The sequence below is a fragment of the Streptomyces globosus genome (assembly GCF_003325375.1).
GTDB lineage: Bacteria > Actinomycetota > Actinomycetes > Streptomycetales > Streptomycetaceae > Streptomyces > Streptomyces globosus_A.
Genome location: NZ_CP030862.1, coordinates 1786398 through 1808865 on the forward strand (window position 1 = coordinate 1786398; position 22468 = coordinate 1808865).

General features: G+C 74.9%; 20 protein-coding genes. 15 read left to right on the forward strand and 5 right to left on the reverse strand.

Annotated elements, in window-relative coordinates; genetic code table 11:
- Positions 1 to 47 precede the first annotated feature (47 nt).
- Entirely contained in the window at positions 48 to 1190 is a 1143-nt protein-coding gene (locus tag C0216_RS08240) for an EcsC family protein (protein WP_114054636.1), read from the reverse strand.
- 219 nt (positions 1191 to 1409) lie between these two features.
- Here C0216_RS08240 and C0216_RS08245 point away from each other — a divergent pair, with 219 nt between their 5' ends.
- Together C0216_RS08245 and C0216_RS08250 are read left to right on the forward strand one after the other, a co-directional pair.
- Entirely contained in the window at positions 1410 to 2639 is a 1230-nt protein-coding gene (locus C0216_RS08245; RefSeq protein WP_114054637.1) for an NAD(P)/FAD-dependent oxidoreductase, read from the forward strand.
- Between the two features lie 12 nt (positions 2640 to 2651).
- Positions 2652 to 3548 (forward strand): RNA polymerase sigma-70 factor, encoded by an 897-nt coding sequence (locus C0216_RS08250; RefSeq protein WP_114054638.1) that lies wholly within the window; start codon positions 2652 to 2654, stop codon positions 3546 to 3548.
- 150 nt (positions 3549 to 3698) lie between these two features.
- Here the strand turns inward: C0216_RS08250 and C0216_RS08255 are convergent, their stop codons facing one another.
- Together C0216_RS08255 and C0216_RS08260 are read right to left on the reverse strand one after the other, a co-directional pair.
- Positions 3699 to 4352, reverse strand: coding sequence for an NADPH-dependent F420 reductase (locus tag C0216_RS08255; RefSeq protein WP_114054639.1), 654 nt, complete (start codon positions 4350 to 4352; stop codon positions 3699 to 3701).
- Positions 4353 to 4421: 69 nt separating this feature from the next.
- Positions 4422 to 4871 (reverse strand): Lrp/AsnC family transcriptional regulator, encoded by a 450-nt coding sequence (locus tag C0216_RS08260; protein WP_114054640.1) that lies wholly within the window; start codon positions 4869 to 4871, stop codon positions 4422 to 4424.
- A 142-nt stretch (positions 4872 to 5013) separates the two neighbouring features.
- Between C0216_RS08260 and C0216_RS08265 the strand changes: the two genes are divergently transcribed.
- The 12 genes from C0216_RS08265 to C0216_RS08325 all read left to right on the forward strand — a co-directional run bounded on the left by C0216_RS08265 (position 5014) and on the right by C0216_RS08325 (position 19072).
- Positions 5014 to 6015, forward strand: coding sequence for an asparaginase (locus tag C0216_RS08265; protein WP_114054641.1), 1002 nt, complete (start codon positions 5014 to 5016; stop codon positions 6013 to 6015).
- Positions 6016 to 6637: 622 nt separating this feature from the next.
- Complete coding sequence (locus C0216_RS08275) at positions 6638 to 7012, forward strand: helix-turn-helix domain-containing protein (RefSeq protein ID WP_246042386.1); 375 nt, start codon at positions 6638 to 6640, stop codon at positions 7010 to 7012.
- A 59-nt stretch (positions 7013 to 7071) separates the two neighbouring features.
- Entirely contained in the window at positions 7072 to 7257 is a 186-nt protein-coding gene (locus C0216_RS08280; RefSeq protein ID WP_114054643.1) for an LxmA leader domain family RiPP, read from the forward strand.
- Between the two features lie 206 nt (positions 7258 to 7463).
- Positions 7464 to 8429: an LLM class flavin-dependent oxidoreductase gene (locus C0216_RS08285; protein WP_114054644.1), complete on the forward strand. Its 966-nt coding sequence runs from the start codon at positions 7464 to 7466 to the stop codon at positions 8427 to 8429.
- Between the two features lie 4 nt (positions 8430 to 8433).
- On the forward strand, positions 8434 to 9069 hold the full coding sequence (locus tag C0216_RS08290; RefSeq protein ID WP_114054645.1) for a flavoprotein: 636 nt from the start codon (positions 8434 to 8436) through the stop codon (positions 9067 to 9069).
- Positions 9066 to 10001, forward strand: a complete 936-nt coding sequence (locus tag C0216_RS08295; protein ID WP_114054646.1) for a hypothetical protein — start codon at positions 9066 to 9068, stop codon at positions 9999 to 10001. The genes C0216_RS08290 and C0216_RS08295 overlap by 4 nt, the downstream gene beginning before the upstream one ends.
- Positions 9998 to 12544, forward strand: a complete 2547-nt coding sequence (locus C0216_RS08300) for a M16 family metallopeptidase (protein WP_114054647.1) — start codon at positions 9998 to 10000, stop codon at positions 12542 to 12544. The genes C0216_RS08295 and C0216_RS08300 overlap by 4 nt, the downstream gene beginning before the upstream one ends.
- Complete coding sequence (gene lxmK / locus C0216_RS08305; protein ID WP_246042388.1) at positions 12541 to 13728, forward strand: class V lanthionine synthetase subunit LxmK; 1188 nt, start codon at positions 12541 to 12543, stop codon at positions 13726 to 13728. Before C0216_RS08300 ends, lxmK begins: the two co-directional genes overlap by 4 nt.
- Entirely contained in the window at positions 13725 to 14765 is a 1041-nt protein-coding gene (locus tag C0216_RS08310) for a T3SS effector HopA1 family protein (RefSeq protein ID WP_114054648.1), read from the forward strand. Before lxmK ends, C0216_RS08310 begins: the two co-directional genes overlap by 4 nt.
- Before the next feature lie 70 nt (positions 14766 to 14835).
- A complete protein-coding gene (locus C0216_RS08315; protein ID WP_114054649.1) occupies positions 14836 to 15633 on the forward strand; it encodes an ABC transporter ATP-binding protein in 798 nt (265 codons plus the stop codon).
- The gene (locus C0216_RS08320) at positions 15609 to 17186 is read left to right on the forward strand and encodes a transporter (protein WP_114054650.1); all 1578 of its coding nucleotides are present in this window, start codon (positions 15609 to 15611) and stop codon (positions 17184 to 17186) included. Before C0216_RS08315 ends, C0216_RS08320 begins: the two co-directional genes overlap by 25 nt.
- 98 nt (positions 17187 to 17284) lie before the next feature.
- The gene (locus C0216_RS08325; protein ID WP_114054651.1) at positions 17285 to 19072 is read left to right on the forward strand and encodes an ABC transporter ATP-binding protein; all 1788 of its coding nucleotides are present in this window, start codon (positions 17285 to 17287) and stop codon (positions 19070 to 19072) included.
- A gap of 433 nt (positions 19073 to 19505) precedes the next feature.
- Here the strand turns inward: C0216_RS08325 and C0216_RS08330 are convergent, their stop codons facing one another.
- Positions 19506 to 20786 carry an MFS transporter gene (locus tag C0216_RS08330; protein WP_216827058.1) on the reverse strand — a complete coding sequence of 427 codons (1281 nt, stop codon included), beginning with the start codon at positions 20784 to 20786 and terminating at the stop codon, positions 19506 to 19508.
- Between the two features lie 72 nt (positions 20787 to 20858).
- Here C0216_RS08330 and C0216_RS08335 point away from each other — a divergent pair, with 72 nt between their 5' ends.
- Entirely contained in the window at positions 20859 to 21251 is a 393-nt protein-coding gene (locus C0216_RS08335) for a MerR family transcriptional regulator (protein WP_114058524.1), read from the forward strand.
- A 222-nt stretch (positions 21252 to 21473) separates the two neighbouring features.
- Here the strand turns inward: C0216_RS08335 and meaB are convergent, their stop codons facing one another.
- Complete coding sequence (meaB, locus tag C0216_RS08340; protein WP_114054652.1) at positions 21474 to 22460, reverse strand: methylmalonyl Co-A mutase-associated GTPase MeaB; 987 nt, start codon at positions 22458 to 22460, stop codon at positions 21474 to 21476.
- Between the last annotated feature and the right edge of the window lie 8 nt (positions 22461 to 22468).

The following is a 22468-nucleotide window of genomic DNA, read 5'->3' on the forward strand; positions in this document are numbered from 1 at the left end:
TTCGTCCCGGCGGTCGCGTGGGCACGTCCACCGCCGGGACGGCGAGGTCACTGAAGGTCGGGTCCCCCCGCCGTGACGATCTCGGCCAGCACACTGATCTCCTCGTCGGCGTCGTCCGGGGTGTCCGAGTCGGTGTCGGTGGTCCAGCCGGTCACCTCCTCGTCTGCCAGGTGCGGGTACTTCTCCAGGAGGAACCGCCGTCGATAGGCCATCTCGGCGGCGTCGACGATCCCCTCCAGCGTCGTCCAGTTGAGCGTGCTTCCGACCGCCACCCCGACCAGCGGCACGGCCTTGCCGAGGCCCCTCTTCGTGAGGCGGAAACTGAAGGCCTTCGCGAACTGCTGGGACACCTTGGTGACGACCGAGTCGTTCAGGACCTTCCACGACTTGCCGCGGAACAGGGCCTGGGTAAGCCGCGAGATGTCGGCCATCGCGGCGTTCTTTGCAGTGGCCGAACTCGCCGTCCCCACGTTGACGACCGACATCACGAAGAGCTTCTCGGCAGGCTCCTCCGGGTCGTAGCCGTAGAACAGCGAGACCTGGCCCACCGCGCGGGAGGCGAGTCCGAGGACGGCCGCGGTGTCGGCGACGAAGGCGCCCGCGATCGCACCACCCGACGGCGCCGCCGCGGCGCCGGCGGACGCGGCGACCGCGAGCTGCCCTCCAGAGATCACGAGACCCGTGGTCGCCCCGGACAGCGCTGCGGCCGCCGGAAAATACCAGCTCGCCGCCCGCCCGCGCACCGCGTCCACCTGCCGGAGGTCCAGGCGCCGCACGTCTCGCAACGACTCGACCTCGTGCCCGTGCTTCTGGTGGCGTGCCACAACTCTCTTGGGGGAAAGCCCGACCCGCGAGACCCGCCCCACGGTCTTCCGTATGGAGTTCACGGCCGCGCCGCCCCAGTCCGGCATGGCCTCGGCGGCCCCCCGCGCGCCGGCGCCGACTTTCCGAGCACCCTTGGCGACGAACTCCTGCCCGCGAGAAACGGCGGCTTGGGCGCGGGGGTGGTTCTCCAACTGCTTCGACGCGCGCCTGCCGAGTTCCGCGACGCCGTTGCCCACTGCCTCGCCGGCGTTGCGCACGGTTCGCGACAGCGGGCGGCCCTGGAACTCCTGGATGGCCCGCCAGGCCTCAAGCTCGTACTCCGACGGCAGCCTGTCCTGCTGCTCGGGGTCATGCGGTGTGCCCATGGTCCCGTGTACTCCTGTCTCGGGGAGGATGTGTGTCGTGACCACGGACAGGGGGATGCGCCGCGGCCTTGGCTGTCGTGAGTGGGGTGAGGTGGGTCACATGCTGTCACAGCAGCCTGGGCTTCGGTGTCTTGAGGCCGCAAAGCCCTGAAGGCCGCAGGCAGCCCAGTCGTGCTGCTCGTGCCTCGGGGCGTCACCGATCCGAGGGGAGCGCACATCGTGAAGCACCGCATCGTCGTCCTCGGCGCCGGCTACGCCGGGGCCCACGTCGCCGGAATGCTGGCCCGGCGGCTGTCCGCGGCGGACACCGAGCTGACCGTGGTCAACGCCGAACCGGACTTCGTCCAGCGGCTGCGGCTGCACCAGCTCGCGGCCGGCCAGGAGATCGCGGCTCCCGCGCTCTCCGAGGTCTTCGCGGGCACGGCGGTCCGGCTGCGGCAGGCCCGTGTCACCGCCGTCGAGCCGGAGCGCCGGGTCGTCGCCGTGGCCGGCCCCGACGGCGCCGCCGAACTCGGCTACGACACGCTCGTCTACGCCCTCGGCAGCCACGGGGCCCGCCACTGCGTCCCCGGTGCGGCCGAGCACGCCTTCGACGTCTCCGCCCGGCCCTCCGCACTGAGCCTGCGCGAGCGCCTGGACGGCCTGGCCCGGCAGGGCGCCGGCGGCAGGGTGCTCGTCGTCGGCGACGGGCTGACCGGCATCGAGACCGCCACGGAGATCGCCGAGTCGCGGCCCGCCCTGTCCGTGACCCTGGTGGCCCGCGGCGAGCTCGGCGCCACGCTGTCCGCCGGAGCCCGCGAGCACCTGCGCCGGGCCTGTGACCGGCTGGGCGTCACCGTGCGGGAGCACACGGAGGTCGCGGCCGTCGAAGCGGCGCGCGTGCGGTGCGCCGACGGCGCGGTCCTGGAGTCCGACGCGACCGTGTGGACGGCCGGGTTCGCGGTCAGTCCCCTCGCCGCCGCCGGCGGTCTCGACGTCACCGAGGACGGCCGGATCGTCGTCGACCGGACGATGCGGTCGGTCTCGCACCCGGACGTCTACGCCGTCGGCGACTGCGCCTTCGCCACCGGCGACAACGGCCTGCCGCTGCCGATGTCCTGCGCCTCGGCCGGCTACACCGGCAGGCAGGCCGTGGAGGCGATCACGGCACGTCTGACCGGCCGCAGGGCGCCGAGGAACGTCAAGCTGAGCTACCTCGGCAACCACATCAGCCTCGGGCGCCGCGACGGCATCCTGCAGTTGGTCGACCACGAGGCCCGGCCGAAGCCGAAGTCCGTGGCCGGCCGGAAGGCCGCGCGCGTCAAGGAGGCCATCGTGTCGATGTCCCTGTGGGGCACCTCCCACCCGACCTTCGGCGTGCCGCAGCGCAGGCACCGCCTGACCGGGGCGCCGCACGCGGCGTACCCGCCGAAGGCCGGGGGGACCGTCCGCCCCCGGGCGCACGGCTGAGAGGACCGGGAGATGACCGAGCACGGCACCGACCCGGCGACCCGGGCGTTCGTCGACCACCGCAACCTGCTCTTCACCGTCGCCTACGAGATCCTCGGCTCCGCCGCCGACGCCGAGGACGTCCTCCAGGAGACGTGGCTGCGCTGGGTGCGGGTCGACCTGGGGCAGGTGGGCGACCGGCGGGCGTACCTCGTGCGGATCACGACCCGGCAGGCGCTCAACCGGCTGCGCGCCGTGAAGCGCCGCCGTGAGGCGTACGTCGGCCAGTGGCTCCCCGAGCCGCTGGCCACCGCCCCGGCCGTCGCCGAGGACGTCGAACTCGCCGAGAGCATGTCGATGGCGATGATGCTCGTCCTGGAGAGCCTCTCCCCGACCGAGCGCGCGGTCTTCGTCCTGCGCGAGGTCTTCGAGGTCGAGTACGCGGAGATCGCCGAGGCCGTCGGCAAGAGCCCCGACGCCGTACGCCAGATCGCGCACCGTGCCCGCCGGCACGTCGGCGCCCGCCGCCCCCGCAGGACGGCCTCCGCGCGGGAGACCAGGGCCGCCCTGGAGTCCTTCCGGCGCGCCGTCGAGACCGGCAACCCGCAGGACCTCCTCGACGTGCTCGCCCCCGACGTCGTCCTGCTCAGCGACGGCGGCGGTGTCAAGCGGGCCGCGCTGCGCCCGGTCGTCGGCGCCGAGAAGATCGTCCGCTACTGGCTCGGCGGCTCCGCCAAGGTCGAGGAGACGATCGCCTGGGAGCCCACGGAGGTCAACGGCAGCCCCGCGCTCGCCGTGTACCTGGGCGGCGCACTCGACGGCGTCATGGCCGTCCGCGTCGAGGACGCCCGCATCACCGGCCTCTACTTCGTCCGCAACCCGGAGAAGCTGACGCACCTCGTCTCGGGGACCCCGCTCACCCTCCGCTGACACCGCCGGCCCGCCCCCGTCCGGACCGCCCGCCGCATCCCTGCGGCCGGCCAGGGGCGGGCTCCCCCGCTGCCGCCGTCCCGTCCCTTTTCGGCCGGTACGCACGACTCGTCTCGGCTCGGTGTCCCGCTGGCCCCGAGGCTCAGCGGGTCAGCGGACGATCTTGAACCCGAACAGCGGGGTGCCCAGCGCCGTCGCGGTGTCGATCCACATCCGCAGCATCATCTCGGTGGCGCGGGCGGTCCGGATCCCGCCGAGGTCGAGTACGTCCTTCCAGCCGAGGGAGCGGAGCAGGCCGCCCACCAGGGTCTTGGCGTCGGGGTCGTCACCGCTGACGAACACGGTGTGGTCGCCGTCGCCGATCGCTCCGGGGGCCGCCATGGCGGCTGCGGCCAGAGTGTTGAGCGTCTTGACGACCCGGGCCTGCGGCAGCGCCCGCTGCAGGCGCTCGCCGAGGCTGTCGGTGTCCACGGGGTCCAGGGCCGCGTCCGGGACGGACCAGTCGAGCGGGCTCGACACGTCCATGACCACGCGGCCGGCCAGGGCCGGGGCGAGCGGGGTGAGCGCCGCGACGCAGGAGGGCCCGTCGATCGCGTTCACGACCAGGTCGGCCCCGGGCACCGCGTCCGCGAAGGTGCGCAGCTTCAACGCGGGCAGCCGGGCGGCCACGCGGGCGTACGCCGCGTTCTGCTCCAGGGTGGCGCCGGGCGAGCGGGTCCCCACCACCACCTCATGGCCGCGCGCCAGGAGGGCGGGGGCGAGGACGTGGCAGACCTCGCCCGTCCCCAACAGGGCTATTCTCATGGGTGTTTCCTCCGGAGGGGCAGGGTGGGCGCGGCCGCGCATACCGGTCTTCCGGGCGGCGGTTGCGGCTCAGACCGGGAGGCCCGTCGGCCCCTTGATCCGCTTCATGATGATCTGCGAGTTGACCTCCGTGACCCCGGAGAGCGCGGTCAGCTTCTCGATCCACAGGCGCTCGTACGCGCGCAGGTCCACCACCGCGATCCGCAGCAGGCAGCCGGGGCTGCCGAAGAGGCGGTACGCCTCGATGACGTCCGGGATGTCCTGCAGGGCCGCCTCGAATGCCTCGACGGCCTCCCGGTCGCGGCGCACCTCCACCGATACGAGCACCTCGAAGCCGCGCCCCACCGCCTCCGGGTCGATCACCGCCCGGTAGCCGCGGATCACGCCGTCCTGCTCCAGCTGCCGGACGCGCCGCATGCAGGGGGACGGGGTCAGGCCCACCCGCTGGGCGAGCTCCTGGTTGCTGAGCCGACCGTCGGCCTGGAGCTCGCGCAAGATTTCACGATCGATGGCGTCCATGGAGCAATAATCCACCACGGATGCGCGTCCCGCAGGGCGGCAGCGGCAATCGCATTGCGTAACGAAACGCCTATCATTGCCCGCAGTGCTGTGTCTCAGCACATCAGTACGAGTTATCACCCGCACGCGGGAAAGGGTGGCCATGGGGCGGATCGTCGTCATCAGCACCGGCGGCACGATAGCCAGCCGCTGGCAGGGCTCCGGCTTCGCCGCCGACGCCGACGGGCGCGAGGTCATGGCCACGGCGCCGCTCCCCGAGGGGGTCACCGTCGAGGTCATCGACCTCTTCAGCGTCAACAGCCCCCGGCTGACCACCGCCCACCAGCTGACCCTGCTGCACACCGTGCACGAGGTCCTCGCCGACCCCGGCGTCGACGGCATCGTCGTCACCCACGGCACCGACACCCTCGAGGAGTCGGCCTTCCTCGTCGACCTCCACCACCACGACCCGCGCAGCGTCGTCTTCACCGGCTCGCAGCTGCCGATGGGGACCGCCGAGGGCGACGGGCCGGGCAACCTGTACGACGCTCTCCTCGTCGCCGCCACCACCCGCGAGCTCGGCGTCCTCATCAGCTTCGCCGGGCGGGTGCACGCAGCCCGCGGCACCGTCAAGACGCAGGCCGTCGCCCTGGACGCCTTCGCCGACCCCTCCCGGGAGCTCCTCGGCAAGACCGGCTTCGGCAAGGTCACCGTCCTGCGCCGGCCCCAGCGGCCCGAGCCGCTGCCGCTGCCCGCCATGCCGGAGCGGCCGCCGCGGGTCGACATCGTCATGCACCACGCTGACGGCGACCCCCTGCTGTTCGAGGCCGCGATGGCCGCCGGGGCGCGGGGCATCGTCCTCATCGGCACCGGCGCCGGCAACGCGACCCCCGAGATCGTCGACGCCGTACGGGCGGCGGTCGCGCAGGGGGTGCTCGTCGCCCTCACGACCCGGGTCGCCGCCGGGCCCGTCACCGAGATCTACACCCACGGAGGGGCCGTCGACCTGGTCGCCGCCGGAGCCGTGCCCACCGGTACGCTGCGCGCCGGGCAGGCCCGCATCGCGGTCCTCTCCGCGCTTCTCGCCTCCACCGACCCCGAGGCGCAGGCCCGCACCCTCCGCGAAACGGCCTGCCCGACGGGGCCGGTCCTCCTCAGCGCGTAACGCGGCGCCGCGCGTTCGGCTCCCCGGACTGCGCGGCATGCCCCTTGCGCATCGCGTGAGCCCGCGCCGTCGGGCCGGCGGTCACGTGTGAGGGCCGTCCCCCATGCCCTTCCGGCCGGCACCCGCCAGGCCGGCAGCCGCGCTGCCCGGGCCTGCGTGCCCTGCCGCTCGGCGGTGCTCCGTCCGCGCGTGCTTCACGCCGGCGCGCAGCGGGTCCTCGTCGACGACGCTCCGAGAAGGGTGCCGTTCGTTGGCTTGAGACGGCCGGATCCGTCCCTTCGGTCCCCTCGGGTCTCACCCGCACAACGGTGCAGGCGCGTGGTTGCGAGGGCAAATTGTGCGGCTGGCATCCGATAGCGGTGAGGGCGTATGGCGCGTGGTGGGTGTCGGCGCGCGTGGCGCAGAAGGAGTCGGTGTTCTGTGGAGGTTTCCAGGGCGCGCCTTTTGATCGCAGGTCAGCGATCCCTTCGGAGGGCAAATCCCGCCTCCCTGGCATGTTTCAATCGTCAACTTTGCTGATTTTGCTGGTTTGTTACCTGCACCTACAATCGCCGTCACGACAGTCGATCGGGGGAGTGTGACTGATTTGCGCACAGAAATATCCCGTCAGGGGTTGCTCGCCGTGCGGGACTTTGACCAGGTTCCGGCGCAGCGGGTCGGGCCCGGCGGGCACGATGGCGGCGCGTGCCAGTGCGCCATGCTCGGCGGTGCCGTGCACGATCCGCGGGGGATCGGGACGCTGACCGAACGGGAGCGGCAGGTGCTCGCGCTGCTCGGGCAGGGTCTGGCCAACCGGGTCATCGCCCGGCGGCTCGGCATCGTCGAGCGGACCGCCAAGGCACACGTCGCGAGCATCGTGGAGAAGCTCGGGGTCAGCTCCCGGCTGGAGGCCGCGCTGATGGCACACCTGCACCATGAGCTGCTGTGTCCGCGGGAAACTGTCCCAACGGACACCTCCCCAAGGGCCAATGGCCGGCACCTGCAACGGGGTTGTTGACTGGACAGCGTCCGCCGGAACAAGGGGCGGACGTTCCCGTCGAACATCCGGAGAGTGCAGTGCAGAACATCGAGAACGTCGAGATCATGGAGCTCGTCGGCGGCTTCGAGGCGTACGCCCAGGCCGCCGAGCTGAACTTCGAGGCCTCGGCCGACGCCCCGGCCATCACCCCGACCCTCACCACCATCGCCTACACCAAGGTGACGGTCGCAGGCACCGCCGCGTCCATCAAGTGGACCTGCTGACCACGTCGGCAGTGAGGCCGTACGACGGCTGAACCCGGCGGTCCTGGGCGCGGGCAAGGCGCCCAGGACCGCCGCTGCCGTGCCGCGGGCCGGTACCGGCCCGCGGCAGGTGCCGCCATTATCCCGCCGTATCGCGCACTCACGTTCCGCCGCCGGAACCCCGAATCTCCCGCTCTTCCACTTCCGTGACTCCAGGAGGTCCGGCGATGAGCCGCAGCGTGTCCGTCGTCCTGCCGATCGTCCCGACCCGCGCGGAACAGGCCGCCCCGTTCGCCGCGTTCGTGCAGTGGCGCGCAGCGCGGGCCCTGTGGCTGGGGCAGGTGCTGCTGAGCGAGCAGCACCAGATCATGGCGCAGCTCGGCGGCATGGGCCTGCGCGTGCCGTTCGGCACCGGCGTCTCCCTGATGCCGCTGCGCCACCCCGTGCAGGCCGCGCTGGAGGCCCGTACGCTCGCCGCCGTGACCGGACACCCGGTGACCGCCGGCTTCGGGCCCGGTGCCCCGGCCTTCCAGCGCGCCGCGCTCGGCGCCCCCTACGCGAGCCCGCTCACCGCCTGCCGCGAGTACCTGCACCTCGTCCGACGCCTTCTCGACGGCGCCGAAGTCGACCAGCGCGGACGCTACTTCTCCTACACCGGCTCCCTGCCGCCCACCCCCGCCCCGCCCGTCGAGGTCGGGCTCGGCGTGCTGCGCCCGGGCATGGCCCGCGTGGCCGGAGAAGCCGCGGACGTCGCCGTCACCTGGCTGGCGCCCCCCTCCTACCTGCGCGACGTCATCCTGCCCGCGCTGCGCGCAGGGGCCGAGGCCGCCGGCCGGCCCGTGCCGCGGGTCGCCGCGATCGTCCCCATGGCCGCTGCGGCAGACGGGCGCGACGTCCGGGCCGCCCTCGCCGCCGGGCACGCCGGCCACTTCGCCGGACCGCACTACGCGGACATGCTCGCCCGCGCCGGGATCGGCGTCGACCCCGACGACCCCCTCGCCACCGCCGGACGCCTGGCCGCCGCCGGCGGCGCCCTCACCGGAGGCCCGGACGAGCTGGCCGCGGGCATCGCCGCCTACCACGAGGCCGGCGCCGACGAGGTCGTCCTCAACAACGCCGGAGTCGGAATGCTGGAGGGGCCCCGCCCCGTCCTGCGCGACCTCGAAGCCCTCTTCACCGGGAACGGGTGGTAGCGCCGTGGAACCCCGCGACTCCACCCCGGGCGATACCGCCGCCGACAGGCTCCCGTTCACCCGGCTGCTCCTCGTCGCCACCGGCTCCGTCTCCGCCTCCGAGCTGCCCTCCTGGATCCTGTGGCTGCGCAGCACCCACCCCGCGCTCGAGGTCCAGACCGTCCTGACGCCCAGCGCCCGGAGGTTCGTCACCCCGGAGGCGCTCAACCTGCTCACCAGCCGCCGCACCCTCGTCGACTCCTGGCCCGAGGAGCCCGTGCTGCGCGCCCCCCACGTCGACCTGACCGCATGGGCCGAAGCCGTCGTCGTCTATCCCGCGACGTTCTCCTACACCGCCCGCCTCGCCCTCGGCCTCGCCGACAGCCCGTCGCTGCTGACCGCCCAGTGCACGGCCGCGCCCGTCGGTGTCGCACCCGCCCTGCCTCCCGGCGGCGCGCAGAGCCACGCCTACCGCGCACATGTCGACGCCCTGTCCACCCGGCCGAACACCGTCGTCGCCGCACCGGTGCCCGCGCTCAGCATGACCACCGGCCGCATGGACAGCTGGGCCGCCGCCCCGCTGCCCGACCTCCTCGGCGCCGTCGCCGCCCTGCACCGCCGGCTCGCCGCGGGCCGCCCCGAACCGGAGTCCGCCGCGTGAGCGGGACCGTCGTCGACGCCTTCGGCACCGGACTGCTCGACACCACCGTCACCGCCCTGCCCGGCGGCGGCCACCGCTGGCTGCGCCGCCCGGGCCCGGCCTCCGCCGACGGGTTCACCCCGCTTGCCGACCGGCTGCGCGAAGCCGTCGGGGCGGTGCCCGCCGGCGCCCCCGTGCGCCCGCTGCTCGGACGGCCCGCGCCGGACGGCGCCCGTATCTACGACGCCCCGGGCCGCCACTCCGCCGCCCACTGGCTGATCACCGGCGGCGGACCGCACGCCGCCCCCGGAGGCGCCCGCGCCCTTGCCGACGTCCTGCGCGGGGTCGGCGCGCTGCTCGCCGCCCTGCACCGGCAGCCCGTTCCCGACGAGGCCCGCCGGCCCTCCCGCGCCGCCGTACGGCTGCACCGCTGGCTTTCCGGCCGTACGACCGCCGCCGGCGCGACCCCCGCCGACCTGCTCGGCGCGGAGGCCGTCGGGCCGCTGCGTGCCTGGGCAGCCGAGGCCGTGCAACCCTCCGACGGGCACGTCCTCTCGCACGGCGCCCCCGGCCTCGGCGCGCTCGTCCTGCCCGGCCCCGACGGCACCCCGGACGGCCCGGCCGCGCTGCTGACCGGCGAGGACCTGTGCGCGGCACCGCCGCACCTCGACCTCGGCTGGATGGTCGGCGAACTCGTCGAACTGCGCTGGCTGATGGGCTGCGCCACCGAGCCGCGCAGCTGGCAGCAGCCGGTCGACGCGCTCCTGGACGGCTACGGCAGCGGACATGCCGCCGGGCCCGGCCCCTGCGCCCGCGAGAGCCACCTCCGCGGCGGAGCCCTGCGCATCGCGCTGCACGCCCACGACACGGCGGCCTACCTCCCCGACTCGGTCGGCCAGGCCCGGCTGTACGGGGTGCTCGCCACTGCTTTCACGAAGGAGGCCGCCGCATGACCGACGGCAGCACCGGGATCCGCAGACTGGTCCTCGGCAACGGGCTGCGCGTCGTCGTCGACACGGCCCCCGGCGTCGGCCTCACCGCGGTCGCGGTGCACTACGGCGCCGGCTTCCGCTCGGAGCCCGAAGGCCGCGCCGGCCTCGCCCACCTGCTGGAACACATGATGTTCGAGGGCAGCGAACACTTCCCCGACCGCGCCTACTTCACCGCCCTCATGGCGTCCGGAGGCGCCGCCGAGGGCACCACCCACCAGGACTACACGGACTACGTCCACACCGTGCCGGCAGCCGCCCTCGGGCGGGCCCTGGCCGCCGAGGCCGACCGGATGCGGGCCCCCCGCTTCACCGCCGCCTCTCTCACCGAGCAGCTCGCCGGCGTCGAGGCGGAGATCAGGGCCGCCGGCCACGACTCGCCGCTCGGCGTCCTGCCGTGGCCGCTCCTCGCCGGCCTCATGTACGACCGCTGGGCCAACGCCCACGACGGCTACGGCGACCTTCCGGCCCTCGCCCGCCTGACCCCCGCGGACTGCACCGACTTCTTCCGTGCGCACTACACCCCCGGCAACGCCGTGGTGACGGTGTCCGGGGGCGGCGAGCCCGACGAGGTGGGCGCGCTGGTCGCCCGCCACTTCTCCGGCGTCCCCGCGGGCCCTGCCGCACCGGCCCGCCCCGCCCTCGCCGAACCGCCGCTGGCCGCCGACCGCACCGCCGTGCGGAGGCTGGCCCGGGGCGGCGCCGTGACCGTCGGCTACCGGCTGCCCGACCCGGCGGCCGACCTCGACGACTACCTCGACCGGATCGTGGCCGCCCGGTTGCTCACCACCCCGGCCGCCGACGCGGGCTGCGGCTTCTTCGGGCCGCTCGACGCCCTCGACCCCGACACCCTCGTCATCGCCCTGCCCGCCGCCGACGAGGACGGCGCACGCGCCGCGCTGGACGGCCTCGACGCCGCCCTCGCCGAACTCGCCGGCGCCGGGCTCGCCGACCGCCGGGTGCAGGAGGCCGCCGAACGGCTCGCACAGGAGCACCTGCGCGACCACCACGGGCCGGCCGCCCGGGCCCGCGCGCTCGGCCGGCTGGAGATCCTCTTCGGCCGGCCCGGCCTCCTCGACGAGCTGCCGGCGCGGCTGCGCGCCGTCTCCACCGACCGGGTCCGCGCCGCCGCCCGGGCCATGACCGCCCAGCACCGGGCCGTCCTCGCGCTGCTCCCGGGCGGCGAACCGGTGCCGTTCCGCGGCCTCCGCGCCGCCGGGGCCCCGGCGGCGGGCCCCGGTTCCGCCCCGGTCACGGCCGGCCGCGCCGCCGCCGGAGCGGGCTCCCGCGCGGGCTCCCGGCGCAGCACCGACGGGCAAGCCGGGCCGGGGCTGCCCGCGTACGCCGAGAGCGGCACGGGTCCGGGCCCCGGCCGCCCGGCCGTGGCCGCCGTCCGCGACGCGCGGGCGCCCCTCGTCGAGCTGCGGCTGCGGCTGCCCGCCCCGGCCGGTGCGGCACCCGCCGACCGCGAGCGCCTCGCGCTGGTCCTCGCCGACCGCTGGGCCGCCCGCCACCCCCGCTCCGGCCCGGCCCGCGCCACCGTCGAGAGCGGGGCCGTGCTGCTGGAGGCGTGGCTGCCCGCGCCCGCCCCGCACCCGGCCGCCCTCGCCGGGCTGCTCGCCGAACCGCCCACCCCTGCGGAACTCGCCACCGCCGAGCCGCGGGCCCGCGCCCGGATGGGATCCCGTGTCACCGACCCCGCCTGGCTCGCCGAACAAGCCCTGCGCCGCCGGATCCTGGGTGCCGAGCCCGCGCCCGCCGCGGCGCCGGGGCTGCCGTGCGCCGGCGGGATCGAGCTGACCGCCGTCGGCGACCTGGACCCCGACGCCTGGACCGCCGCGGCTGCCGAGGCCCTGCGCCCCCTGGCCGCCGGCATCGCCGCACCGCCCCGGCCCCCGGCCGCCGCCGCCGAGGGCCTCGCCCTGCTGAGGCTGCCTCCTGGCGTCCCCGCGGACGCCTCGGAGCTGCTGTGGGCCGCGCCCGAGTCCGCCGCGGCCGGGTCGTTCGCCGCCCGCTGGCTCGCCGTGGCCGTGGTCGGCGGCAGCCAGCCCGGCGCCCGCCTCCCCGCATTGCGGACCGCCGCCGCCCCGTACGGCTTCCACACGTACGCCGGCCGGTTCGGCGACCACGCGGGAACCGGGCCGCTGATCCAGGTCCGCGCCCGGCTCCCGCACCACGGCGCGGCCGAGGCCGCCGCCGCGGTCCGCGAGGAGCTGCGGCGCACCGGCACGGCGCCACCCACCGAAGCGGAGGCGGACGCCGCCCGCCGGTACTGCGCGGGCCAGTTCGCCCTCGTCCCGCAGACCCAGGCCGCGCTCGCCGACCAGCTCTCCGGCTGGCTGGCCTCCGGCCGGCGGGCCGACGAGTTCGCCGGCTTCCCCGCCGCCCTGTACGACGTACCCGCCGACGACGTGGCCCGCACCTGCGCCGCCCTGTTCGCCCAGCCCGCCTACGCCGGGGTCCTCGCCGCGCCGGCGACCCACCACCCGGCCGAGGAGACGCCGTGACCCGCACCGCCACCGCCCCCACCCGCCCGCCGTCCGGCGCGGCCGCCTCGACACCCCGTACGGAGCTGCGCTTCCGCCCCGTCGACCTGGACACCGCCCCCGAGGTCGACGCCCTGCTGCGCCGGATCGGCACCGGCCCCTTCGACCGTGCCGACGTCACCGCCCTGCCCGGCCGCAACGACACCTGGGCCGGCCGGACCACCGGCGGCGCCCGCGTCTTCGTCAAGCGCCTGACCGGGCCCGCCGACGACGTCGCCGCCCGCATGGACCGGGCGCTGGCCTTCGAACGGATCACGGCCGGCGCACCGGGCGGAGTCCTGCGCGGCCCTGCCCTGCTCGGCAGCGACCGCGAGGCGGGGCTGCTCGCCTTCGAGTATCTCCACGACGCCCGCAGCGGCGCCGAACTGATGGCCGACCAGGAGTTCACGCCCGAGCTGGCCCGCCGCGCCGGCACCGCGCTCGGCTTGCTCCACGCCCGCCCCGCCGGGGCGGAGCGGTTGGACCGGGCCGTGCCCGGCATGCCGTCGGCCGCGCTTCTGGAGGCCCTCCCCGCCGCCGCGTTCGAGGAGCTCAGCGGCGGCGAGCTGGAGACCTGGCGGCTCCTGCAGAACGACGGCCCGCTGATCGGCGCCGTGGACCGGCTGCTCGCCGCGGAGCGGGCCGCGCCGCGCGTCCCCGCCCACTGCGACCTCCGGCTGGACCAGTTCCTGGTGACGGCCCCCGCCGCGGCGGGCGGCCGCGCGGAACTGTACGCGGCCGACTGGGAGGAGTTCCGGCTCGCCGACCCGGCCCGCGACGTGGGCGGCTTCGCGGGGGAGTGGCTGCACCGCGCCGTACACGACATCGTCACCTCCCGCGGCGACACCGACACCGCCGCTTTTGCCGGGCTCGCCATGACCCGCGAGACCGTACTCGCCCGCGGGGCGCAGAAGCTGGCCCGGCTGCGGCCGCTGGTGCAGGAGTTCTGGGGCGGCTACCGCGACGCCCGGCCGGACGCCGACCCGGGGCTCGCCGAGCGGGCCACCGCGTTCGCCGGCTGGCACCTGCTGGACCGCCTCCTGGCCGGCGCCGCCCGGTCCAACCGCCTGCTCGGCATCGAACGCGCCGCCGCAGGAATCGGCCGGACCGCCCTCCTCGCCCCCGCCCGCTTCACCCACGCCGTCGGCCTCGGAGACCCCTCGTGAATACCGCCCCCGCCCCCGCCACCGGCAGCACCGCCCCGGCCCTCGCCCCCGCGCTCGCCCGCGCCGTCGACGGGATCCGGCTCTCCGCCGACGGCCGCACGGCCACCGTCGGCCCCCGCACCATCGAGGCCGACTCCGCCCGCGAACTCCAGCAGCGCCTCGGCGCCGCCCTGTACGAGGTGTTCCACACCGGCCGCGCCGAGGCCGACACCCGCCGCCGGCCGCTCCTCGTGCGCGACCACGCCTTCGAGCGGGAACTGGCTGCCGCGCTGCCACACCGTGAGGTGGAGCGCACCGGAGTCCTGCTGCGCCCCTCGCAGGACGGGGCCGGCGACGGGGCCGGCGAGGCCCTGGTGACCTGGGACGGGGTGCGCGTGCGGGTGCCCGCCGGGCGGCTGCGCGCCGACGGGCCGCTCACGGCCGGCGCCGAGGTGCGCGTGACCGCCTCACCGGCCCGCCCCGCCCTGTCGCCCGGCTTCTTCTACGCCACAGGATCGCGCGAGCCGCACTTCGACGCCGAACTCCTGCGCGTGTACGTGCACATCACCGACCCCGCACGGGCGGCCGCCGTCTGGAGCGCCGTCCTGGGACGCCTGGAGGCCGCCGGAGCCGGCTACCACGCCAAGGTGCTCTCCGACGCCGACTCCTACCCGCGCCGCGACGCCCTCGTCGTCTACCTGGGCGCCGAGTCGCGGGCCGCCTGCCACACCGTCGCCGACGCCGTCCGAGGCCTGCCCGGCATCGGCCCGGACACCTCCGTCTTCACTCACCGCCTCGGACCCGGCACCGCCGTCGCCTGGGAGCCGGACGACCCCCGGCCCGGCGCGGGCGGCCTGAGCTTCGGCCAGCACCGGGCCGCGGCCCTCGCCGAGGCCGCCGTACGGGCCCACGGGCACACCCCGGCAGCCGCCCGCGCCGGCGAAGCGGACGGTTCCGCCGGCGCGGACGGCGCCGAGGGTGCGTTCACCGCGGCCGGCATCGACCCCGCCGCCCCCTACCGGAACCTGGGCTCCCCCGCGCTGCCGCCCGCCTCCTGAACGGCACGACCCGCGAGCTTCCCCCCACCGCCTGCACCACCGCCCCCACACGCACCGAAAGGCACCGCCCATGCAACGGCCCCCCGAGAACGACGCGGCTCAGGCCGCCGTGGAAGTGCGCGGTCTGCGCAAGCAGTTCGGCGACAAGACCGCCGTCGCCGGCATCGACCTGACCATCCCCCGCGGCAGCTTCTACGGCCTCGTCGGCCCCAACGGAGCCGGCAAGACGACCAGCCTGTCGATGATCACCGGCCTGCTGCGGCCCGACGCCGGGACCGTCACCGTCGCCGGGTACGACGTCTGGCAGGACCCCTACGAGGCCAAGCACCGCATCGGCATCCTGCCCGACGGCCTGCGCCTCTTCGAGCGGCTGTCGGCGCGCGAACTGCTGCGCTACACCGGCCGGCTGCGGGAGCTGCCGGCCGCCGACACCGAGGCCCGCGCCGAGGCGCTGCTCGACGTGCTCGGACTGGCCGAGGCCGCCGACAAGCTCGTCGTCGACTACTCCACCGGCATGCGCAAGAAGATCGGCCTCGCGGCAGCCCTGCTGCACAACCCGCCCGTCCTGTTCCTCGACGAGCCGTTCGAGAGCGTGGACCCGGTTTCCGCCGAGACGATCCGCGAAGTGCTCCGCCAGTACACCGCGAGCGGCTCCACGGTGGTCTTCTCCAGCCATGTCATGGAGCTGGTGTCGGCGCTGTGCAGCCATGTCGCCGTCATGGCCGGGGGACGCGTGGTGTCCGCCGGCACCCTGGACGAGGTGCGCGCCGGGCGCAGCCTGAACGACCGCTTCATGGAACTGGTCGGCTCCCGCGCCGACAAGGCGAAGGGAGGGAGCCTCGCATGGTTGGGGTCTTCTTCGGGCTGAAGCTCGCCCTGCTGCGCAGCAGCCTGCGCCGCAGCACCGGCCGCGCCGTCGGCTTCGTCGCCGGCGCCAGCATAGCCCTGGCCGGGGCCTGCTACACGGCCGCCGGACTGGCCGGCAACCACGGCGGGGAGCGCGCCGCCGATGTCACCGTCCTCGCGTTCACCGGGCTCGCCGTGGCCTGGCTGGCCCTGCCCGTCTCGTTCGGCGCCGGCGGCGACGAGAGCGCCGACCCGACCCGGCTCGCCGTCCTGCCGGTACGGCCCCGTCGGCTGATTGCGGGGGCCACGGTATCGGCGCTGATCGGGCCCGGGCCGCTCTGCACGCTGATCGTGATCACCGGCGCGGTGGCCGGGGCCGCGGACGGTGCCTTCGACTCCGCTGTCGGAGCGGCGGCCGCCGTCCTGGCCGTGCCGCTCATGCTGCTGCTCTGCGTCGTCGCCTCCCGGGCCGTGCTCGCCGCGTTCGCCCGCGCCCTGACGGGACGGCGCGGCAAGGACGCCGCCGCGCTCGGCGGGGTCCTCGCCGCGGTCGGCGGCTACGCCGCGTACCTGCTGCTGACGACCGCCGGCTCGGTGCCGGCGCTGCCGCCCGTCGTCGCGCGGGTGCTGCGCTGGGCGCCGCCCGGCTGGCCCGCCGACGCCGTCCGGGCCGCCGCCGAGGGCCGCACGGGCACCGCCCTGCTCGAACTCGCCGGCACCGCCGTGCTGATCGGGCTGCTGATGGTGTGGTGGCACGCCTCCCTCGCCCGGCTGATGACCACGGCGGACGCCTCCACCGCGCAGGCCGTGAAGGTGCGGGCCGGCCAGGGCACCGGCCCGCGGGCCCGGCTCCTGGCTTCCAGCCGCTCCCTGCTCGTCGCCCACCACCAGTTCGGCGCGTTCCTGCGGGCGCCGCGGCACCGGATGACGATGATCGCCGCGTTCGCGTACGCCCTGCTGTTCCCGGTGGTGATGGTGCCGGTCGGCGCGAAGACCCCGTACGTGGTCGTCGGAGGGGCCTGGGTGTTCGGCCTGACCGTCCCGGGCGTGCTGTTCGCGCTGGACGGCTCCGCGATCTGGACGAACGTCGCCACCCTGCGCACCGCCGCCCAGGCGCGCGCCGAGCTCGTCGGCCGGATGCTGCCGCAGCTGGCCCTCATCGCCCCTTGGCTGACGGCCGTCGCCGTCGGCATCGCCCTCGGCACCGGGCGCACCGACCAGCTCGCACCCGCCCTGGGCATCACGTTCGCGCTGCTCGGGGTGACGTTCGCGATGGGGATGGTCATCAGCGTGTACCACCCCTACCCGTATCCGGAGGACCCGTTCAGCGTGAGTGCCCCCGGCCAGAGCGGCGGCTACCACCTGGCGAACTTCCTCAGCTCGATGCTGGGGAGCGTCGTCATCGCCCCGGTCATCGCCGGCGCGTTCCTGCTGGACGGGACGGCCTCCTCGTGGCTGCTGCTGCCGATCGGGACGGCGTACGGGCTGCTGGCCGCCGCTCTGACGCTGCGGGTCATGGGACAGCGGCTGTTCGAGCGGGCTCCGGAGATCCTGGCCGTGCTGCGGATGTCCTGACCGCGTGCCGGACACGGGACCGGCCCCGGCGGCCGGGCCCGCCCCCGTACCCACCCCGCCCACCGACCCGACTTCTCCGGACCGAGGAGCCCACGACGATGCAAGAGTCGGCCTTCCGCGCCCTGCTGGGGCACGCCCGCCCCCATCGCACCGCCCTGGTCGCCGGTGCGGCCCTGAGCACCCTCGGCGGTGTCGCGGGCCTCGCCCAGCCGCTGGTCGCCAAGTCGTTCGTCGAGGCGCTCGCCGTCGACGAGCCCGTCTTCCGGCAGGTGCTGCTGCTGGGGCTGCTGATCGTCGGCGGAGCGCTGGCGGCCGCGTTCGGCGGGTACACCGTCGAGCGGGCCGCCGAGAGCGTGGTCCTCGGCGCGCGCCGCCGCCTCGTCGCCCGGCTGCCCCGGCTGCGCGTCGCCGACCTGGACCGGCGGCCGCCCGGCGACCTGATCTCCCGGGTGACCGCCGACACCACGCTGCTGCGGGAAGCGGCGACGAACAACCTCGTCGACACCCTCGTCGGCGCCGTCACCCTCGTCGGCATGCTCGTCCTGATGGCCTGGCTGGACGTCGTCCTGTTCCTGGCCGTGCTGGGCGTCGTCGCCGCCATCGGGCTCTGCACGGCGCTGGTGATGCCACGCATCGCGCGGGCCGGGAAGGAGGCGCAGGAGGCCCTCGGGGCGCTCGGCGCAGGGCTGGAGCGGCTGCTCGGCGCCATCCGCACCGTGAAGGCGAGCAACGCCGAGCAGCGGGAGACCGCGGGCCTGGAGTCCGCGGCGCACGGCGCCTGGCGGGCCGGCATACGGGCCGCCGGGTGGGGCGCGGTCGCCGGCACGTCCAGTGGACTGGTCGTCCAGCTGGCGTTCCTGACGGTGCTCGGGCTGGGCGGCGCGCGCGTCGCGAACGGGTCGATGAGCGTCGCCTCGCTCATCGGCTTCCTGCTGTACCTCTTCTACCTGGTGGGCCCGGTCGCGCAGTTGGCGAGCGGCATCAGCGGCCTCCAGGTCGGCGTCGTCGCGGTGCGCCGCATCCACGAGGTGCTGGAACTGGAACCGGAGGCGGACGCCGCGGCGGTGGCGTCTCCCCGGGAGGGCGCCGAGCACCTTGTGCCCGCGGCACGGCAGGCCGGGGACCGCGGCGCCGCCATCGCTTTCCGGGACGTCGTCTTCCGCTACCGGGAGGACGGCCCGGCCGTGCTGGACGGGGCGTCGTTCGACGCCGGTCCTGGCGGGCTGACGGCTGTCGTCGGCCCCTCGGGCAGCGGCAAGAGCACCCTGTTCGCACTGCTGGAGCGCTTCTACGACATCGGCGGCGGCAGCGCCCGCATCGACGGCCGCGACCTGCGGGACTGGGAGCCGGCAGCCCTGCGCCGGGCCATCGGCTACGTCGAGCAGGACGCGCCCGTCCTCGCCGGCACCCTGCGCGCCAACCTGACGTTCGCCGTGCCCGACGCCGCCCCCGCGGACATCGACCGCGTCCTCGCACAGGTCCGGCTGACCGGCCTCGTCGACAGCCTCCCGCACGGCCTCGACACGGAGGTCGGCCACCGCGGCACCGCCCTGTCCGGCGGGCAGCGGCAGCGCGTCGCCATCGCGCGGGCCCTGCTGCGCCGGCCCCGCGTGCTCCTCCTCGACGAGGCCACCTCCCAGCTCGACGCGCTCACCGAGAGCGAGCTGCGCGACGTCATCGCGGAGGTCGCCGAGACGACGACCGTGCTCGTCGTCGCCCACCGGCTGTCCACGGTCACCGACGCGCGCCGCATCCTCGTCCTGGAGGACGGGCGCGTACGCGCCGCCGGCACCCACGCCGAACTCCTGCGGGACGACGACCTCTACCGGCGGCTCGCCGCCACGCAGATGCTCGCCGCGTCCTCGCTCGCAGACCCGGTTCCCTGATCCTGTGCGCCGTCCGAGCGTGAGAGGCGCGCGGCCGAGGGGGCGGGCGCTGAGTCCCGGCCTCGGCAAGCGGCGGGGCGGGGGAGCGGCAGCCCCGCCGCTTCGCGGCCGTCTCGGACTAACTGGGTTTCAGAATGCCTTCAGGAAGCGGCGATGGCAGACGTCCGCTCGGCGTTGTGGCGTATGGGGCGCCTCTCGAAGGGATGGAGCCAGGTTTGCGCTCTCACCCCATCCGGTGCATCCGGTACCAGAGCCCTGCCAGTGCGACACGGTCGGGAACGCGGAGTTGTCCGGGGGATCGGTGCCTGCGCGGCGGTGGTGTGGGAGGCAGGGACGCACCGTGTTCCCACAGGTCAACCGGACCAAGATCGTCAGTCCGTGTCGGGATTCCGGCTCTGGCGAGGTGGCGTGCGCGAGATGGCTCCGGCAGGTCTCAAGGGATGACGTGGTTGTCCGGCCGGGTCGTACGAGGGCTGAAGCCGTCGTTGATGACCTTGTAGAGCTTCAGGACAACGATGCTGGTGGGGACTACGAGGATCATCAGCATCCCGCAGCCGGCGAGGACGGCCGGGGCCCCGGCCCGGTCGAGGAGGAAGCCTCCGAGCGCGGCTCCAAGGGGGGAGGCTGTCAGGAGTACGGCGCTGCGCGCGGCCAGGACCGTGGTGAGCGAGTCGGCGGGTGTGCGGTCCTGGATCAGGGTGAAGGAGAGCGCGGAGTAGGGGCCGTAGACGAGTCCGGCGAAGGCGAATCCGATCAGAGAAGGAAGGGCGGTGTCCGCGAGGGCGAAGGGGAGCATGCCGATGCCGTGGCCGGCGATGATGCCGAGCATGGCCGGCCACAGGGGGAACCGTCTGGCCGCGCCCAGGGCGAGAGCTCCGATGACGGCGCCGATACCGAAGGCGGCCCAGTAGACGCCGAGCAGCCCCGCGTCGGCACCGAGGTCGGCGGAGACGAACGAGGGCAGGGCGACTTCGACGGGTCCGAAGGCCAGGTTGAACACCCAGGTCACGAGGAGCAGGCCGAGGAGCTCCGGCTGACGGCGCAGGATGCTCAGTCCGCGCCGTGCCCCTCCGGTATGCGGGGGTGCTGGTGAGCGGGGCACGGTGGTACGGCTGGTCTGGAGGGCGAGCACGGCGAAGGTGGCGGCGTCCAGGCCGAGGATCCATGCCGGTGACACCACTCCCATGAGAAGGCCCGCGAGAGCGGGGCCCGCGATGGTCGCGCCCCACAGACTGGTGCCCAGCACGCTGTTGGCCGCCAGGCGCTGGTCGTCGGAGAGCAGAGGAGCGAAGAGCGCGTGCTTTCCGGCCTTGCCCCAGGCGTGAAGCAGCGAGGAGGCGCCCAGGAGCCCGACGTACACGGCCGGGGTGAGCAGCCCTGCCAGGTGTGCGAGCGGGATGGCCCCCAGCAGTACGGCCCGTAGCGCCGAGTCGGCGACCAGGAGCCGCCGCGCGGGAAGCCGACGCATCCATCTGCCCAGGACCAGTGCGCCCAGCGCTCCGGGCAGGACGTAGGCGGCGACGGCGATACCGGCGAGCGCGCCCTGGCCGCCATCGGGCCCCAGTGCGAACGCAAGCCACGCGACTGCGACGACGGTCATGCCGTCGCCCAGGTCGGACAACGCGAAGACCGGCATCAGCCGCCGGAAGGTGCGGTCGGCGAACAGGGAGCGGTAGGGGCCGGGTATCAGCCGTCCCGGTGCTGCTGAGAACATGCAGGCCACAGTCGTCCTTCAAGCACGCTTGAAGTCAAGACCGGCCCGAGGATCGAGGAGAGGGGGGTGGGCATGCGACATCTGCCCATCGGTGAGCTCGCGGCCAGAACCGGCGTCCGGGCCTCGGCGCTGCGCTACTGGGAGGAGCGCGGTCTGCTGCCCGGCGCGCGGCGCGAAGGAGGGCGCCGGGAATGGCCCGCGACCGCCGTCCGCCGGGTGGCCCTGGTCAAGATGGCTCAGCGGGCAGGCTTCACACTCGCCGAGATCACGCAACTGCTGGCCGACGACACCTCCCCGTCCGCCACCCGCCAGTGGCGGGACATGGCTACGCGCAAGCTACCCGAACTCGATCGGCACATTGCGCAGGCTCAGGCCCTGCGGCAGGCAGTTGCGGACTGTCTGGAGTGCGGCTGCATGAAATTCGACCAATGTGTACTGCTCGACACGACGGATGCGGCGCCCTGACCGGGTGCCACCCGGCCGATGTGCGTGGGAATCGTCCTCACCGCGGGGCCCGGAGGGGTAGACCTCCCTGCGTGACGCAGGTGCAGCCAACCGGTCGGATGGGGCGCCGAAGGGGAAGATGCGTATGACTGGCCGTTTCGGAACAAGATCAGCACGCACCCGGATGCCCTGCCGGCCCAGATCATCAAGCACGGGGCCCGCGGCTCACTCATTCTGAAACGATCAGCAAGCCCCCGTGAAGGCCCTCAGGAGGCCGTCCGCCGCCAGCGTCGGTGTCAGGGTGCCCGCGCGTACGCGGGCCTCCAGCGCCGGGGCCAGGTCCCGTACCGCCGGGTGGGTGCGGAGGCGGTCCAGGAGTTCCTCCTGGACCATCGACCACGTCCACTCCACCTGCTGGGCGGCCCGCTTCGCGGCCAGCCGGCCCCCCGCCTCCAGCAGCCGCCGGTGCTGCTCCAGCCGGTTCCAGACCTCGTCCAGCCCGGTGGACTCCCGCGCACTGCACGTCAGGACGGGCGGCGTCCACGCCGCGTCCGCCGGGTGCATCAGCCGCAGCGCGCCGGAGAGTTCGCGGGCGGCGGCGCGTGCGTCGCGTTCGTGCGGCCCGTCGGCCTTGTTCACGGCCAGGACGTCGGCCAGTTCCAGGACGCCCTTCTTGATGCCCTGGAGCTGGTCGCCGGTCCGCGCCAGCGACAGCAGCAGGAAGGAGTCGACCATGCCGGCGACGGTCGTCTCGGACTGCCCGACGCCGACCGTCTCGACGAGGACGACGTCGTACCCGGCCGCCTCCATCACGATCATCGACTCGCGGGTGGCCTTGGCGACCCCGCCGAGCGTGCCCGCCGACGGGGAGGGCCGTACGAACGCGGCCGGGTCGACCGACAGCCGTTCCATCCGCGTCTTGTCGCCGAGGATGGACCCGCCCGTCCGCTTGGACGACGGGTCCACCGCGAGGACGGCGACCCGGTGCCCCAGCCCCGTCAGCATCGTGCCGAACGCGTCGATGAACGTGGACTTCCCGACGCCCGGTACGCCGCTGATCCCGATGCGCCGGGCCCGCCCCGCGTGGGGCAGCAGTTCCGTCAGCAGGGTCTGCGCCAGCGCGCGGTGCGCGGGCAGCGTCGACTCGACGAGGGTGATCGCCCGCGCGACGAGCGCGCGCTTCCCGTCGAGGACGCCCTTCGCGTACGCCTCGATGTCGATCTTCGGCACCGGCCGGC